Below are 14284 nucleotides of genomic sequence, written 5' to 3'. Positions count from 1 at the left end.
GGCTGACCGGGTTGCCCGCCCCCACACCATTGCCCGGGGGCGGGCACCCACCCGTAGTTCCCCACCCCTCGGTCTGGTGCACGGTGCCCGAGCCGGGGTCGGGGCCGGGGCCGGGGTCGGTGCCGGCGGCCTGCCCCAGCCCCGTGCGGGCACACCTCGTGTGTCGTATGTGCCCTGATGGCGATCACGGGTTCGACCTGCGAGCGAGCCGCCGTGACCGGAGAGGACGTGGTGACCCGTCGCGCGGAAACGCTAGCCGGGTCCGGTGTCACCGGGCGCGGACCGATCCGGGTTCACCACACTGACAGGGTCGCCGACCTGCACCTGGTCGAAGAACCAGCGGGCGTCCTCGGTGTTCAGCCCGACCGCTCCGGAGGTGCGGTTCTCGCGACCCAGGATGCTCGGTCCGTACCAGTTCATGCCGCAGACGTCCGTCGAGCGGCCGTCCCCGGCGATCAGCCGCACGCACCAGGGCAGCGTCAGCTCGTACTCGCCCCCGTCGGACGGCCTCGGCGTCGGCCCGGTGCTGGTGCTCAGGCGGAGCGAGGCCTGCTTATCCACCACCTTCATGGTGCCCGTCGGGGTGGGAGTGTCGGGACGCCCCGCGGTCGCGGGCAGGGTCCGAAGGGTGGTGGTGCCGGACTGGACCCGGACCGTGTGCGCGGCCAGGTCCACATAGACGGCCACCTCCCTCGACGGCGGCGAGGCGATCGTGCCGGTAGGCGGCGCAGACGTGGGCCCGGCGGCCGCCGGTGCGGCGGCCCCCTGCTGGCGCCCCGGCCAAACGGCGCCCGAGCTCAGCAGGCCCACCGCACACACCGCCGCGGCCACCGCTCCCACCGCCGCCCGCCGCCAGTTCCGCCGGCCCATACCCCGGCGGCGCACGGTGTCGTACGGCAGCGGCAGCGCCACCGGCGCCTCCGAGTACAGCCCGCGCAGCGCCGAGGAGATCCTGTCCTCGTGCTCGGAGCGCGGTTGGTCCTCCAGATCAGGCACAGTGGTTCATCCTTTCCGAGTGCCGGAGGGCGCTCCCCGCCTCCGGTTCATCGCGCAGGTACTCCGCGAGCGCGGCGCGCCCCCGAGAGAGGCGGGCCTTGATCGTGCCGACCGCAGCCCCGGTCTCCTCGGATATCTGGTGAAGGCTCAGATCGCACAGGTGGAAGAGCACGATTGCCTGCCGTTGCGCCGCCGGAAGCCTGCGCAGCGCCGCCACCAGGGCGGTGTGCTCCGGACCCGGACCAGCCTCCTCCTGCGGCAGCGCCTGTACGCGCTCTCGCTCCAACGCCCGGCCTCGACGGGCCCGACGCCACCGGCTGACCGCCAGCCGCCAGGCGACCGTACGGATCCAGGCCTCGGGCGGGCCGTCGTCGGACGAGAACCGGGCGCGCCTGCCCCAGCCCCGTACGAAAGCCTCCTGGACCGCGTCCTGTGCCTCGCTGAAATCCCCCGTCATGGCGTACAACTGCCGTACCAGTAGAGAGAACGAGGACAGGTAGAACGCGCTGTACTCCTCGTCGGTCATCCCGTGTGCCGCTCCGTCTTCTCGATCGGACGCCCCTGCATCCACCAACTCCACGCACAGCACGCGCACCAGGTTGCACCGGATCCGGCAGCGGGGCGGCTGTAGTGACCTCCGGGTTCCGTCACCGTGGGATGGTGGCGGATCATCACGGACAGACGACCGCCCGCCCTGTGTGCCGGGCCACGGTGCGGACAGCGGCCACCAGGCCCGGCCCGCACCGGCCGCCCCAGCCTGTGACTTGCGGGCAGGCCCGCCGTCAGTAGCTGTAGCCGGGCCAGTGTGGATCGTGCCAGCGGGCGGGCCCCATGAGGCCGATCAGCCGCAGGCGTTGGAGCAGGTCGTCCGGGGCGTTGTGCGCTCTCAGCCGAGCGGGGGCACGGCGGGTGAGCCACGCGGTGAGAACCGCCGGCTTCTCGTCCTTGTCGTAGCAGGTGCTCCAGGGGAGTTCGTCGGCGAGCAGGTCGTAGTCCCACGTGTCGACTGCCTCCGCGAGGTTCCGGTCGGCCACCGGGTGCTCCAGCGCCTCCCAGACGTCGAGCCACGGGCCCAGTTCGCCGGACGCCTCGACGCACAGGGTAAACGTCAGACCCTCACACCACGGGCGGCATCGCCGCCACCGTGCCGCCGCACGGCGGCCGGCCCGCAGACGGGACCCGGCCTACGCCCGGCAGGTGGCAGGAGCCGGTTCACGGCCGGCTGCGGCGCACCGTCGGCCGGGCGTGCGGGGCCTGCTCGCCGCCCGGTGCAAGGGCCGCGGCGCGGGTGCGCTCCAGCCAGGCGGCGGTGCGCGTCGTCGGCGACCTGCCGGGCCTGGGGCGGCCTCGCGGGCGTGGTCGGCGACGTCGCGGCGATGACGCTCGCAGCGCAGCGCGCGCTGGAGGGCGGTGTCGTGGTCGGGGTCGTAGCGCTCGGCGCGGGTGGCGGCGGTGTGGTCGCGTACCCGCTGCCACTCGGCAAGGGCGTCCGCCGCGGTAGCGGAGGCGGTCTTGTCCCCGGCGTCGGCGTACCGGTCGGCGCAGCGCCTCGTCCCGGGCTCGGTGCAGGGTCTGCTGGATGGTCTCCGGGGTCATCCCGGCCGCCCGGCGGCGGGGCCGCCGGGCGGCGATCGTTCTCTTCGACTCGGGCTCGCGCGCTGCCCGCGGGGGCGCGGGGCGGGGGCGTCAGCGGTCGGCCTGGAAGCCGTTGATCTTGCTCAGCGGACCGTAGCTGCCGTCCTCGTAGACCGGCTGCGTCTGGACGTCGCCGACGATCTGGAACAGCTTCTTCGCCGGGTCCGCCGCAGTCGGGTTGCAGTTCGGGTAGCCGACGTACCAGTAGATGCTCGCCACGCCGTCGCCCTGAACGGCCGGCGAGACGGTCGTGTAGAAGGTCACCACGCCGTTCTTCGCCGGGTTCGGGCCGTTCGGGTCGTGCAGTTCCCAGGCGCCGGAGACGGTGGCGGGGGTGTTCTCCGGGGTGACGGTCAGCGTCATGTCGTCGTTGAACTGGACCGCCGAGACGCCGAGCCACTTCGCGATGACGTCGTCGAATTGGAACGCGCGCGCCGGATAGGTGTAGTCGGCGACGTTGCCGCCGCACTGGTCGGCGGCCCGCGGCTGGCCTGCCACCTGCGTCTGGGCGTGCGCCGGGGCGGCCAGCGCAAGCGCCCCGACGGTGGCCGTAACGACGGCCAGGGCGGACAGGCGGCCGCGCTTCCCGATCTGCTCCATGATGTCAAAATCCTCTGTTCGTCGACGAAATACCGTCGGCCCCAACCTGTTCGAACTCGGGCGCTGCCGCAATCCCCGCACGCCGATCGGATGGCGCGCCTACGCACGAACGGCCCTGCCGCCTCTGGTGTCCACCGGCTCCGGAGCCGGTGCCAGGCGGCCCGGACCGCCGCGGCCGGAAGGATCACACCCTGCGGTACCTCGCCGGGTGGAGGGCTTCAGCGGGCGAGGAGGTTGTCCAGGATCAGCTTGGTGCTCTTGGCCACGTCCTGGGTGAACAGCGAAGCGACGTCGCCGATCAGGCCTCGGCAGCGTGGGTGAACGGCGTCGCTCAGCCGTCCGCCGTGGGCGAGGGCGTCGGTGGCGAGGTCGAGGACCTCCGGGCTGGTGAGCATGCCCAGGTGGCCGCTGACCGCGCCCGGGCAGAAGTCCTGGATCGCGTGGTTGGCGACCCGGTCCGCGGGGCCGGCCAGGAACTGCGACTCCCACGGCGTGACGAGTTCGTCCTGGTGGGTGGCGATCACGGTGTACCGAATGCCGGGCAGGGTCTCGATGCCGTCCTGGTTCTCGACGGCCTTGTACGGGGAGTCCGGGTACTCGTCGACGCAGGCCGCGCAGTAGGGGGCGATCTCGGGAATGAGGTGCCACAGCGGTGAGGTCGAGCCGTGGGTCATGGGCGAGATGCCGATCAGCCCGGCAGTGCGGGCGGCGCCGCCGAGATAGCGCATCCAGTAGCGGGGCATGTCGCCACCCTGGCTGAAGCCCACGATCTGCACCTTGGGTTCGGTGCCGTCCGGCCCCGCCGACAGTGCGCGCACCTTGTCGACAAAGGCACCGAACTGCTGGGCCGAGGTGATGACGTGGTCGGTGGCGTCGTAGGGGTAGTGCCCGGTGTCGCCGTAGTCCAGGGCCCACACGCACCAGCCGGCCTTCTTGAATTCCGGGCCGAGGTAGGCCCAGTCGTCGTGGGCGTTGCCGGTGGTGCCGTGGGCCAGGATCACGGGATTGGGGTGCTGGGCGTCGGGCTTGCAGTCCAGGACGTTGACCCCGGGCGGGGGGTTGCGGGTGCCCAGCGGGTCGACTCCGTCCGCGGGGGCGGCGACTGCCCTGGTGAGGCCGTCGGCGGGGGCGGCCGTCGCGAAGGGGGCCGTGACCAGCAGAAGCGCGGCCGCGAGCGCCCCGGCCATGGCCGCCGCGATGGTACGGAAGCCGATCACGTGGAGATCGGGAGAGGGGTGCACAACCCGGCCAGCGATCAGGTGTCTTTCCATACGACGGGATATTCCGGTACCGACCGTCGGCACGAGCTCATGTTCTTTCCCACACACGGTGCACGCCTTCCTCGAGGGCCCTTCGGAACACCCGGCACCAGCCCGGCGATCCGGTCCTGCGCCCAGTCTCACCAGCGCCTACAGCCCCCACCCGTCCACTACTCCGACTGGCCAGCACCCGCTCCCCGACCACACCACCACCGTGGACCGGCTGGTCATCACGGCGCCACCTTGGCCGGGGTTGGCTGTGGACAGCGGAGCTGACGACGGAGCAGCGCGCCCCAGCCGGAGGTCACCGGCTGGGGCGCGCGCAACGGAAGGGGCAGCGGGCCCCGGGGGCCTGGGCGGTCGGTCAGAACTGGCTGCGCCGTACGACGGGCCGGACGGCCGGGCCCGGCCCGACGCGGTGCAGCGTCGGGCCGGGTGGCGGGGTGGTTCCGGTCAGGCCGGGCAGTTGCCCAGGACGACCTTGCCGCCCGACTGCGAGGCGGTCGCCGGATCCACCATCAGGCACAGGTTCGTCCACTTGTTGATGAACCGGAGGGCCGACTGGTTGGCGAGATTGGTGGGCATGATGTTCCACATCTGGTTGTCGGAGATCCAGCGGGTCTCACAGGGCCACCAGAACAGTTCCATCCCGGCCGACGGCGGAGTCCCGTTGTTCCACGGGACGGTCAGGCACTGGCCGTTGGCGGCCTTGATCCAGTAGTGGCCCAGGCTGTCGAAGGTGGACGGATAGGCGGCCTGCCACTGCTGGCTGCTGGGCGGGTTGCTCTGGCAGGCCCGCTGCTGCACCACACCGCCCTGCCCGGAGCTGTCGAACTGGGGACCGCGGGTCATGCACCGGCCGTACTTGCTGTCCACGTAGGTCTTGTCGGGCTTGACCAGCCAGATCGCCGGGCTGGTGCCCCGGGCGTCGTAGTAGGCGTTGCGGGCGATGATGTTGTGCACCAGCGCCCAGCCGGGGTAGTCCATCATGACGATGCCCAGCCGGCGGTTGGCGGTGTCGTTGTTGAGGTGGTTCATCAGCCGCACGTTGACGCCGTCGACCCAGACCAGGTCCTTGCCGCGCAGGACGCTGTAGCCCCCCGCGTACTCGGAGGGGACGAGGTTGAGCGGTGCCCGGGACGCGGAGGTGTAGGTCACGAAGGTCTGGTTGGCGGGGGCCGAGCCGGCCGCGGCGAGGTTCTTGCTGACCAGGCTCCACTTGGCCGGGGCGTCGGTGGCGTTCCAGGTGTCCTCGGTGTGGTCCGAGAAGCCGTTGAGGCCGTAGGAGCCTCCGTTGTCGGCGTTGAAGACGGACAGCACGATCTTGCCGCGGGCCTGGCCCAGCGTCGGCGGGTCGCTGCGCTTGCCGTTGTTGTAGAACAGCCCCGCGTACTGCTTCGCGTAGGCGTCGAAGAGGGCCGTGTGGCTCGCCGTCGGGTGGTCGTCCGTGCAGCTGAAGGTGGAGCCGTCGCACTCGGCCCGCAGGCGCATCAGGAGGGTCTCGCCCTTGTGGGCCGAGAGGAAGGCCTTCGCCTTGGTCAGGACGTCGTCGAAGTTGGCGTTCTGGTAGAAGGGGCCGTGGTGGATCACGAACTTGTCGTTGATGGTGCGGACCCGGATATCGACCGCGCGGATCCCGCGGTCCAGCTGCGCGGACAGCGTCGCCGCGCTGTCGCCGAAGTCCTGCTGCGTCTGGGCGCTGGAACCCCCGTGCACGGCCAGCGTCTCGTGGGTGCCGGGAATGGACATCGCCGTCAGCGGCGTGGTCGCCCCCACCTTGCCCATCCAGTCCTGCTGGTCGGCCGAACCGAGGTTCTGGAAGGCGTCGCGGTTGTCCCTCCCCTCGGCAGCCACAGCGGCGTGCGGTACGGCCAACGGGGCCACGGCCAGGGCGAGGGTGGCGACGGCGGTCACCATCGCCGTCCGGGTCAGACGGCGCAGGCGGGGCAGGCGCCGCAGGGCGGCGCAGGCCGGGCGGGCGGACGTGGCGGAGGTGTGGGGCATGGCCACCTTTCGGGGGGAGGGTAAGGCCGCAGGCACGGCCGAGGCCGGGCGCGTAGCTCTGTTCACGACAACGGGCAGCACTTCGACGTCGGTTCAGCCGGCCGGTGTCCTCTGCCGGACGACCTCGACCGTTTGGCAGGCGATCTTGACCGATATCCGGCGGGAGCGGTCCTGGCATCCTGTACCGGTGTCGAAGAAGCGAAAGCGCACCGTGACCCTCGCCGAGGTGGTGGCAGCGATGCCGTCGCCACCGGCGGAGGAGTCAGGTGGCTCGTACGTCCTCCCGCCCGTGACGGCCCGTGGCTTCACTGACGCCGACGGCTGCCACTGGCGGCTCGCCCGCGGGCCGCTGGACCCCCGCCGGGCCAAGCGGCTCGCGGTCACCGCCGACGTGATGTCGATGGGCACGTACTACGACGACCAGGCCGAGTGGTGGCTTCCCCGCTTCCTCGCGGATGCCGAGCGCCCGGCCGCCTGGCTTGAAGCGCGCGCCCGGTTCAGCGCCGCCGACCTGCCGATCCATGAGGCTTACGAATTCACCGCGGACGACGGCCGAGTTCTCCTTTTCATCGAGACATACTGCTGAGCCCGTCGGCCCCGCTCGCAGTTCTCGGCCCGGGACTTCTCGACCGGGCTGGGCCGCTCCGAGGGCAAGCGCTCGGAATCAGGCAGTCAGGATCACCTGGCAGAGGACACCGGCGGCGGGTGACCCGTCTCACCGAACTCTGACCAGTATCAACGGAGTTCGACCGGTTCGCGGGGCCGCTGAGGTCATCCACCCATCTGGCCCGGGACCCTGATTCGTCACCGGTCCTGGGCAGGCCAAGTCGCTGGCAGTTCTCGGAGGCGGGAGCGGGGGACCGTCTCCTGCACCGGCTCACCGTTCAGCCAGCAGATCTGCAGGGTGTCCTTCTCGGTGTCGAGCACACAGCACACCCCGCCGCTGGCGGCAGTGAGGTCGGTGAACACCTCTCTGATACTCGCGGATCGCTCGAACGCCAGGCTCATGTCCGTTACGGCCGCGGTGAAGTCCAGTGACGCGTAGTCGGGGTGCAACCAGGACGCGAACCTGACCGTGAGGTAGATGTACCCGATCGCCACCCTCCCGCGCTCGTCGCGTTCCCACTCATGGATCCCGGAGAGCTCGCGCATCGTGTCATCGTCGACGCCGAACATGATCGTGGTGTCGAGGTCCAGCGTGCTGCTCGTCGAGCAGTCGACCGGCCCGCTCTTGAATTTCGAGGTGAATGGAAGGACGACCTGGTCACCACCCGGCAGGGTGACCGTGGTCTGCGAGCGTCGACCGGTCCTCGGCGCCAGCTCGGCGAGCTCGCTCAGTGCGCGAGCGACGTTCTGAGCAGGAACGAAGATCTCGTAGCTGTAGTCGATCCCCATGTACTCCGCCTCTCCGTAACGTCGAGCCGGATCCTCCCACGGCGTGCCCGCGCGGGGTCCAGGCATTTATTCGCCGTGAGGACGGCCCCGGCCGGACGCCCCACCTTCAGGAATCCCCTACGACAACCCCATGCCGTTGAATACGACGCGCTCCGAACCCCCGGCCGGCCGAACCTCGCTGAGACAACTGGTACGGCCTGCAAGACGATCTGACACCGTTCGCCGAAGCCGAGGACTTCGATCTCGGTCTCTTCGCGGCGAACGTGGTCCGGGATCAGGAACGGGCGGCGCGGATCTACCGCTGATCCGCGTGGCGAACTCAGGGCCGGTGGCCAGCCTGACCACCGACCCGCCGCAGGGCCTACCCGGGCAGGATCCCAAAGGTGCCGACCACGTAGGTCTCGCCCGGCCCCGGCAGGCGGGTCCATGAACGGGTGGTGAAGGTGTGCAGCCGGCCCTCGGTGATCGCGAACCGGGGCAGGCTCACACCGAACTCGGCCTCGATCGCCATCAGCGCCCGGCGCTCGCCCGTACGGTCCGACGTGCCCTCGCCGGGGGCGGCCGAGGCGGCGAACAGGGTGCCCGGGTCGAGCCCGGGCGGTATCGGGCCGCCGCTGCGACGGACCTCGACGCCGTCGACGGTGAAGGCGTACTGCTCGATGCCCCGTTCGGCGACGGAGAGGTGGAACAGTCCGCGCTCCGGTTCGCACCACACCACCACAGCCCGGGCGCCGGACGGCACGGCGCCGTCCTGCCCATCCGCGCCCCGAGAGGCGGCGACGGCGGGAGACACGAAGCGGGAGGCGATGTGGCCCGCCGCGAACGGGTCCAGGGCAAAGCTCCAACCCGAGCCGCCGGCGTGGCCGACGGTGACGACGGCGCAGTCCTCGTAGGTCGAACTCACCCCTCCCCGAAACCTGCGCCGGTTGAGCTCCCAGTACGTCGCCGGCGCGTCGAGCGCCGCGTCCTGACTGCCCAGCCGCGCGGGCAGCTCGGCCGGTCCGGCCCCCTCCACCAGGACGAAGCGGTACGACTCGGGACGGCGACCATTCGGCAGCGGATCGGCCAACCAGGCGAGGCCGTCCGCCAATTCGGCCGCCCAGCCCTCACCGGCCCCCTCGCTGGGCTTCGCCGCCTCCGGGCCCCGAGGGGTGGCCAGCAGCTCCCGGCCCCGGTCCGGTGTGATCAGCGGACCGAGGAGCGGGTCAGCCAGCAGGCCAACCGGTCCAAGGTGATCGGGCCCAAGCGGTGTCCATCGGGGGGTCGCCGCGAGCAACGTCCGCCAGGCCGCCTCCGTCTGCCCCCAGCGAGCCTGTTCGCGGGCCCACTCAACGGCCTCGCCGAACGGACCCAGCGCGGTGCAGCGGAACGTCCGCTCCGTCACCTCGCGCAGGATCTCCTCAGCCGCCTCCCGGTGCTCGTCGGACGCGGAACTCATCTGACGGGTCCAGGAGGTCGCGTCCCAGTTCCGTTCCACGTGCTCGACCGCCAGGAGGGGAACGAACTCGTCGAAGTAGAGCGGGTCCTGGGCCAACCCGCCGTAGTGCACGGTATACGTCTGCCCATGGAAGCGGCGTAGCTGGTCAACCATGCCGAGTGCCCGGGGCCGGCCGAATCCGGCAGCCTCGGTGAGCGCGGCGGCCGCCCGCTCGTGCTCGCCGCGCAGCGCGTCCAACCGGGCCGCCTCCACCTGAGCGTCCAACCGGCGGGTGGTGTCGTTGACGAACGCCGTGCCATGGCGATGAGCGGTGAGGCTGTGGAACTCCTGGTACATGTCGAGCATGAACTCCCGGAAGGAGCCGTACCTGGTGGGTGCACCGTGTGCCCAGGACTTGTGGCAGTAGACCGCCCACTCACCGTCCTCGCCCACGGCAAGCGGGTCCAAAAGGACGGTCGTCATGTCCGACTCGATGTCCAGTTGGAGAGCACGCGCCCACATGCCATCGAGTTCGCCCTCACCGTAGTACTCGCTGAGCCCGAACGCGTCCTTGTGCCAGCGGGCCTCGCCACTGCCGGCCAGCCGATAGACGAAGCCGCCCGCGTGCTGCCAGCCGTCGGTGACCTCCAGGAACGCCCGGTAGGACGGCGGAAGCCGGTACCCCAACCACTCCTCGACCGCCGTGATCCGTTCCCCGGACGCGGGCTCGGAGCCGAGCCACCGCGCGTGCCACGCCGTCTCGTCGCCAGCGACCGGAAGCTCGTCCAGGCTCCCGTATGTACCGGCCCACTCCTCGCTCCACCGTGTCAGGAACGAACGCCAGTCGAAGGTCTCCTCGGTCATGTCGACGAGCCTTGCACACACCACTGACACTGCCGGTCGTCGGCGGCGCACGGCCCCCAGGCCGTGCGAAGGACGCACCGCGCGCCGGATCAGGGATGCGCGGCGGCCCGGGAGCGGGCGGTGACGTGGCGGCGGAAGAGCCCGCTCTCGCCCGGCCGCTCGGTCTCCTGCTCCTGCTCCTGCTCCTGGACGAAGCGGAGTACCGGCTCGGCGGGCAGTGCGCCCAGGTCGAGTCCGGGCTCCTACAGCAGCCCGGCGCAGCGCCGTCGGCAGGTCCTCGCCGTCCTCGACCAGGCCGCCGGGCAGGGAGAGCTGTACCCCGGCGGGGCGCTCGCGCCGGATCAGGGCCAGGCGGCCGTCGTGGACCAGCGCCGCGCACACCCGCACCCGCCCGGTCCCACGCTGGTGCCCGTCACGGCCGGTACGCAGTCGCCGAGGGGACCGCCTTGTCGGCGCCGGGCGGCAGCGTCGGCAGCGGCCAGGACGGATCCGGTGCCCAGGTCGGCCAGCCGCCGGCGAACGGCCCGGCGCAGTCCCGGTCAGCGGGCGCCGGGCGGCTGCTGCACAGGTCCAGCTCCAGGTGTTGCGTCCGGCCGGCCTGCTCAGCGCGGCGAAAGGGCATGACGGCTGGGCCCGTCACCCCAACGGAGCACAGCGCGGCACCAGCAGGGTCGGCCGCGGCGGTACGACAGCCGGGCGGGAGCGGTGGCGGTGCGGTTGGGGCCGGGACATGATTCTCCGTATACGCTGGATATTTGTCGGCCTTCACCGCCGCACAGGTGCACCAAGATCCCCGCGTGACGGGACCGGTCGCAAGAACGGGACCGGTCGGCAGGAGACGTCTCCCCCGCGGCCGGCACCGGCAGTCCGGCACCCCCGTGAAGCCCGCTCTTGGACGGTGGTGGGCAGATGAGCGACCCCATTCTCGACGCGGCCGGATGCGTGCAGCTCCAGGCCCGCCTCACCCGTAACTGGAACGCAACCGCCGGCCCCGCACAGGGCCCGCCCGAGAGCACGTGCCCGCTGCTCGCGCACGTCGCGCTCAACCACTGGCACAACCACCGCATCTGGGCGCTGGAGGACCAGGCACGCAGGGTGGACTGCGACGACTCGACGATCGCCGACGTGAAGCGGTGCATCGACCGGGAGAACCAGCTGCGCAACGACGAGATCGAACGGATCGACGACGAGATCCAGCGCCGGATCCTGGCCCTGCCCGTTTCCGCCCGCCCCGGCGCCGAGTCCTTCAGCGAGACGCCCGGATCCATCCTCGACCGCTTGTCCATCCTGTCGCTGCGCCTGCACCACATGGGCGCCCAGGCCACCCGGCACACCGCCGGCGGTGAGCACCGCGAGCGCTGCCGCCAGAAGACCGAGGCCCTGCACGCCCAGTCGGACCACCTCGTGCAGTGCCTGACCACGCTGGTCCTGCGGCTGGGCTCGGGTCAGGCCCGCCTGTACGCGATGCCGCACTTCAAGATGTACAACGATCCCGCCCTGAACCCGGCGCTGCGCGCCGCGACGACGGGGGCCGAGCCGGCGTGACCGCCCCGCGCGCCGCTCCGTGACCGACGCCCCTCGCGGCGACACCGAGCCGGACCAGCAACAGACAGGATCCGTCATGTCCCACCCCGCCCCCTTCCAGGACGCCCAGCTCCCGCTCGCCGCCGAACTGGCCGCGGGCGACCTGCGCACCGCCCTGTTCTGTCACCTGCAGAGCCGCTGGTACCTCGGCGAACTCCTCTGCCACGCCTCCTGGGTCGCCGCCCTGGCCGACGCCGGGATCCAGGTCTCCGTCTGCACCAACCGCCACTACCTCGAACTGTTCCGCAACCACCCCGCCGTCAACGCCCTGCACCCACCCGAGGAGTTCACCCCCCAACTGGCCGCCCGGCACGACCTGGTCGTCCTGACCACCACGCACCCGCCCACCGACTACCGGGACGAGATACCGCTGGCCATCCACGCATGGAACACCGGCATCGCCCTCACCCGCCACGGACACATCGAGTACAAGCAGGCCATCCACGACACCAACCACTTCAACGCCACCACCCACCGCCACGGCTACACCGCCCTGCCCGACGGCCGCTACCTCACCCTCCACCTCACCGACCGCGAACAGCAGACCGGACAACGGGCCCTGCAGCGGCTCCTCGGCGACACCCGCGACCCCGTCACCATCCTCAACCCCAGCTCCTCCAACTCGCACACCCGCGAATCCGAGCGCCCCAAGGCCGTGGACAACCTCCTCGACACCGGCGACTACGAGACCCTCGTCCACCGCCTGCTGCGCGAACTGCCCGACCACCGCATCCTCATCGGCGCGCCCCTCAAGCCCGGCGACCAGGCCAACCACGACGCTGCCGGCGCCCTGGCCCACCGGTTCGCCGACAACCCGCGCGTCGCCTGCCTGAACGACCTCACCACCCTGGGTGAGGGCCTGACCATGCGGGCCTTCGCCGCCGTCCTCGCCCAACCCTCCGTACGCCACATGGTCGGCAACTCCACCGGCTCCAACACCCACCTCGCCGCCACCCTGAACCTGCCCGCCGTCTCCATCGAGCGCTCCGCCGACGAAGACATCCGTGACAACTGGCGCGACCCCGCCCGCTGCCAGATGGGCTCCTTCCAGTGGCGCAACAATCACCCGAGCGCCGCCTCCTACCGGCTGCCCTGGAACCACCGCACCCCCCGCGGCGACGACGACCCCGCCCGCCACCACCACGAACAGCGCGACCACTGTCAGGCCATAGCCCAACTCACCCGCTGGCACACCGAACTACGTGAACACGGCCCGCAGACACCCTGGCTCCCGACCGGCCTCCACGTCACCAAGGCCGCCACCGCCATCGCCGACCCCCACCAGAGCCACGGCGGCTTCCTCACCTGGCAGCACCACGTGAAGACCGTCGCCACCTCCCTCACTCCCGAACAGCGCGCCCTCTACCTCGACTTCCACGACGAGGCGGACTACCTCCACACCACCGGTGCCCCCCGCCCGGCCAGTCTCATGGACTACCTCACCACCCTCACCCACCCCACCACCCACACCGCACCCAGCCACATCGCCCTCACCGACCCCGAGCGCCACACCATTCACACCCTCACCTCCACCTCCAACTTCGCCAAACTCACCGCAACCCTCGCCAGACGTGTCCAGCAACCGGTGTATCCCGAGTGACGGCAGCCGTCGGCGACCGACGAAGAGCCCGTCACCGAAACACTGCGGCCGCCGCCCGCCGCCCGGCGCGAGCACGCCGAAGCCCGCGCACACCAGGCCCGTGACCTGTACGTCGATCCCCGCCTCGGCCGCTCGGCCGCCATCTGCCACGCCTCGATGAGACTGTCCCGCGTCGGCCCGGCGGCAGGCGATGCACAAACCGCCGTCGCCCCAGGTATCGGCCCGCTCGTGCTCGGACCGCCGTTCGTCGGAGACTTCGCCCGGCAGCGGGTGCAGGCCGGACGGCGCCGCTCGTGGTCGGCCCGGACGGCAGGGCTTTGCGCGACGGCCCCCTCGAGAATCAGGTGCCGGAGTTGTCGACGAACCCCACGATATCGAGGTATTCGATTTCGGGCCGGACGCCGTAAATCCCCGTCACCTTTTCGACGAGCTCCTCCGTGAAGAAGGCGCGGGCCTTGTCCTCGTCATCCCACACGTAGAAATTCCTTGCCCGAACGCCGTCTTCGTCGAGCATGAAGCTCTTGAAGCGAAGGCCGGCCATGCCTTCGAACGGTCCTCGGAGTTCGCCGGCAATCCTTGAGAGAGTTGAACGATCGAACTTTTCGGTCTGCGCGAAAGTGACAAGCACGCCGATCATCGGGCCTCCTATTGATTGGGTGAGCAACGGTCGATCGAGTGATGTTAGAGGCGGATCCTAGTACACGCGGCCGGAAATTCTGGTCGTCAGGCCGCGAGTCGGACGCGCGGCTCGCGGTCGGTGATGCGGACCAGGAGCGCGGCGGTCTTTGCAGCGGCGATTCCAGCGACGCGACCAGGTCCACGATGGTGGCAACCCGGGCCCACCAGGCCGGAGAGCTGGGCGCGCCCCGCCCCCCGCGCCGGGGCGGCGGCGGGGCGCGCGCGGGGGCGCGCGCGCACCCCGCGGGGCGG

Annotated in this window: 12 protein-coding genes and 1 pseudogene; 3 read left to right on the top strand and 10 right to left on the bottom strand. The window is 71.0% G+C overall.

Features of this window, described 5'->3' with window-relative positions; genetic code table 11:
• Positions 1–252: 252 nt before the first annotated feature.
• From ACFVVX_RS34550 to ACFVVX_RS34525, 6 genes are all read right to left on the bottom strand, one after another.
• Positions 253–996, bottom strand: coding sequence for a L,D-transpeptidase (locus ACFVVX_RS34550; RefSeq protein WP_387951624.1), 744 nt, complete (start codon positions 994–996; stop codon positions 253–255).
• Complete coding sequence (locus ACFVVX_RS34545; RefSeq protein ID WP_387951622.1) at positions 989–1522, bottom strand: SigE family RNA polymerase sigma factor; 534 nt, start codon at positions 1520–1522, stop codon at positions 989–991. The genes ACFVVX_RS34550 and ACFVVX_RS34545 overlap by 8 nt, the downstream gene beginning before the upstream one ends.
• A 256-nt stretch (positions 1523–1778) precedes the next feature.
• Positions 1779–2030: a hypothetical protein gene (locus tag ACFVVX_RS34540; RefSeq protein ID WP_387951620.1), complete on the bottom strand. Its 252-nt coding sequence runs from the start codon at positions 2028–2030 to the stop codon at positions 1779–1781.
• A gap of 652 nt (positions 2031–2682) precedes the next feature.
• Positions 2683–3231: a hypothetical protein gene (locus ACFVVX_RS34535; protein ID WP_387951618.1), complete on the bottom strand. Its 549-nt coding sequence runs from the start codon at positions 3229–3231 to the stop codon at positions 2683–2685.
• Positions 3232–3449: 218 nt separating this feature from the next.
• Positions 3450–4448, bottom strand: a complete 999-nt coding sequence (locus ACFVVX_RS34530) for an esterase/lipase family protein (RefSeq protein ID WP_387951616.1) — start codon at positions 4446–4448, stop codon at positions 3450–3452.
• Positions 4449–4943: 495 nt separating this feature from the next.
• Complete coding sequence (locus ACFVVX_RS34525) at positions 4944–6494, bottom strand: phosphatidylinositol-specific phospholipase C domain-containing protein (protein WP_387951614.1); 1551 nt, start codon at positions 6492–6494, stop codon at positions 4944–4946.
• A gap of 187 nt (positions 6495–6681) precedes the next feature.
• Between ACFVVX_RS34525 and ACFVVX_RS34520 the strand changes: the two genes are divergently transcribed.
• Complete coding sequence (locus tag ACFVVX_RS34520) at positions 6682–7080, top strand: hypothetical protein (RefSeq protein WP_387951612.1); 399 nt, start codon at positions 6682–6684, stop codon at positions 7078–7080.
• A gap of 218 nt (positions 7081–7298) precedes the next feature.
• Here ACFVVX_RS34520 and ACFVVX_RS34515 read toward each other — a convergent pair whose 3' ends face one another.
• The 3 genes and pseudogenes from ACFVVX_RS34515 to ACFVVX_RS34505 form a co-directional block, all read right to left on the bottom strand.
• On the bottom strand, positions 7299–7889 hold the full coding sequence (locus tag ACFVVX_RS34515) for a hypothetical protein (RefSeq protein WP_387951610.1): 591 nt from the start codon (positions 7887–7889) through the stop codon (positions 7299–7301).
• Positions 7890–8250: 361 nt separating this feature from the next.
• Positions 8251–10170, bottom strand: coding sequence for an SMI1/KNR4 family protein (locus ACFVVX_RS34510; RefSeq protein ID WP_387951681.1), 1920 nt, complete (start codon positions 10168–10170; stop codon positions 8251–8253).
• A gap of 264 nt (positions 10171–10434) precedes the next feature.
• Positions 10435–10551, bottom strand: a pseudogene (locus ACFVVX_RS34505) (hypothetical protein); the annotation flags it as partial.
• A 528-nt stretch (positions 10552–11079) separates the two neighbouring features.
• Between ACFVVX_RS34505 and ACFVVX_RS34500 the strand changes: the two are divergent.
• Both ACFVVX_RS34500 and ACFVVX_RS34495 read left to right on the top strand, forming a co-directional pair.
• A complete protein-coding gene (locus ACFVVX_RS34500; protein ID WP_387951609.1) occupies positions 11080–11715 on the top strand; it encodes a DUF4254 domain-containing protein in 636 nt (211 codons plus the stop codon).
• A 76-nt stretch (positions 11716–11791) separates the two neighbouring features.
• Positions 11792–13354 carry a hypothetical protein gene (locus ACFVVX_RS34495; RefSeq protein WP_387951607.1) on the top strand — a complete coding sequence of 521 codons (1563 nt, stop codon included), beginning with the start codon at positions 11792–11794 and terminating at the stop codon, positions 13352–13354.
• Between the two features lie 340 nt (positions 13355–13694).
• Here the strand turns inward: ACFVVX_RS34495 and ACFVVX_RS34490 are convergent, their stop codons facing one another.
• Positions 13695–13991, bottom strand: coding sequence for a hypothetical protein (locus tag ACFVVX_RS34490; protein WP_387951605.1), 297 nt, complete (start codon positions 13989–13991; stop codon positions 13695–13697).
• Positions 13992–14284: the final 293 nt, after the last annotated feature.

The organism is Kitasatospora sp. NPDC058170 (assembly GCF_042883905.1).
Taxonomy (GTDB): Bacteria; Actinomycetota; Actinomycetes; order Streptomycetales; family Streptomycetaceae; genus Kitasatospora.
The sequence above is the reverse complement of the archived record's forward strand: the minus strand, read 5'-3'. Positions and strand labels throughout refer to the sequence as shown.

What these genes read in the sequence shown, in the direction of transcription:
- ACFVVX_RS34545 (WP_387951622.1), bottom strand. Translation starts at nt 1,522, where the DNA reads ATGACCGACGAGGAGTACAGCGCGTTCTACCTGTCCTCGTTCTCTCTA.
- ACFVVX_RS34535 (WP_387951618.1), bottom strand. Translation starts at nt 3,231, where the DNA reads ATGGAGCAGATCGGGAAGCGCGGCCGCCTGTCCGCCCTGGCCGTCGTT.
- ACFVVX_RS34525 (WP_387951614.1), bottom strand. Translation starts at nt 6,494, where the DNA reads ATGCCCCACACCTCCGCCACGTCCGCCCGCCCGGCCTGCGCCGCCCTG.
- ACFVVX_RS34515 (WP_387951610.1), bottom strand. Translation starts at nt 7,889, where the DNA reads ATGGGGATCGACTACAGCTACGAGATCTTCGTTCCTGCTCAGAACGTC.
- ACFVVX_RS34510 (WP_387951681.1), bottom strand. Translation starts at nt 10,170, where the DNA reads ATGACCGAGGAGACCTTCGACTGGCGTTCGTTCCTGACACGGTGGAGC.
- ACFVVX_RS34500 (WP_387951609.1), top strand. Translation starts at nt 11,080, where the DNA reads ATGAGCGACCCCATTCTCGACGCGGCCGGATGCGTGCAGCTCCAGGCC.
- ACFVVX_RS34495 (WP_387951607.1), top strand. Translation starts at nt 11,792, where the DNA reads ATGTCCCACCCCGCCCCCTTCCAGGACGCCCAGCTCCCGCTCGCCGCC.
- ACFVVX_RS34490 (WP_387951605.1), bottom strand. Translation starts at nt 13,991, where the DNA reads ATGATCGGCGTGCTTGTCACTTTCGCGCAGACCGAAAAGTTCGATCGT.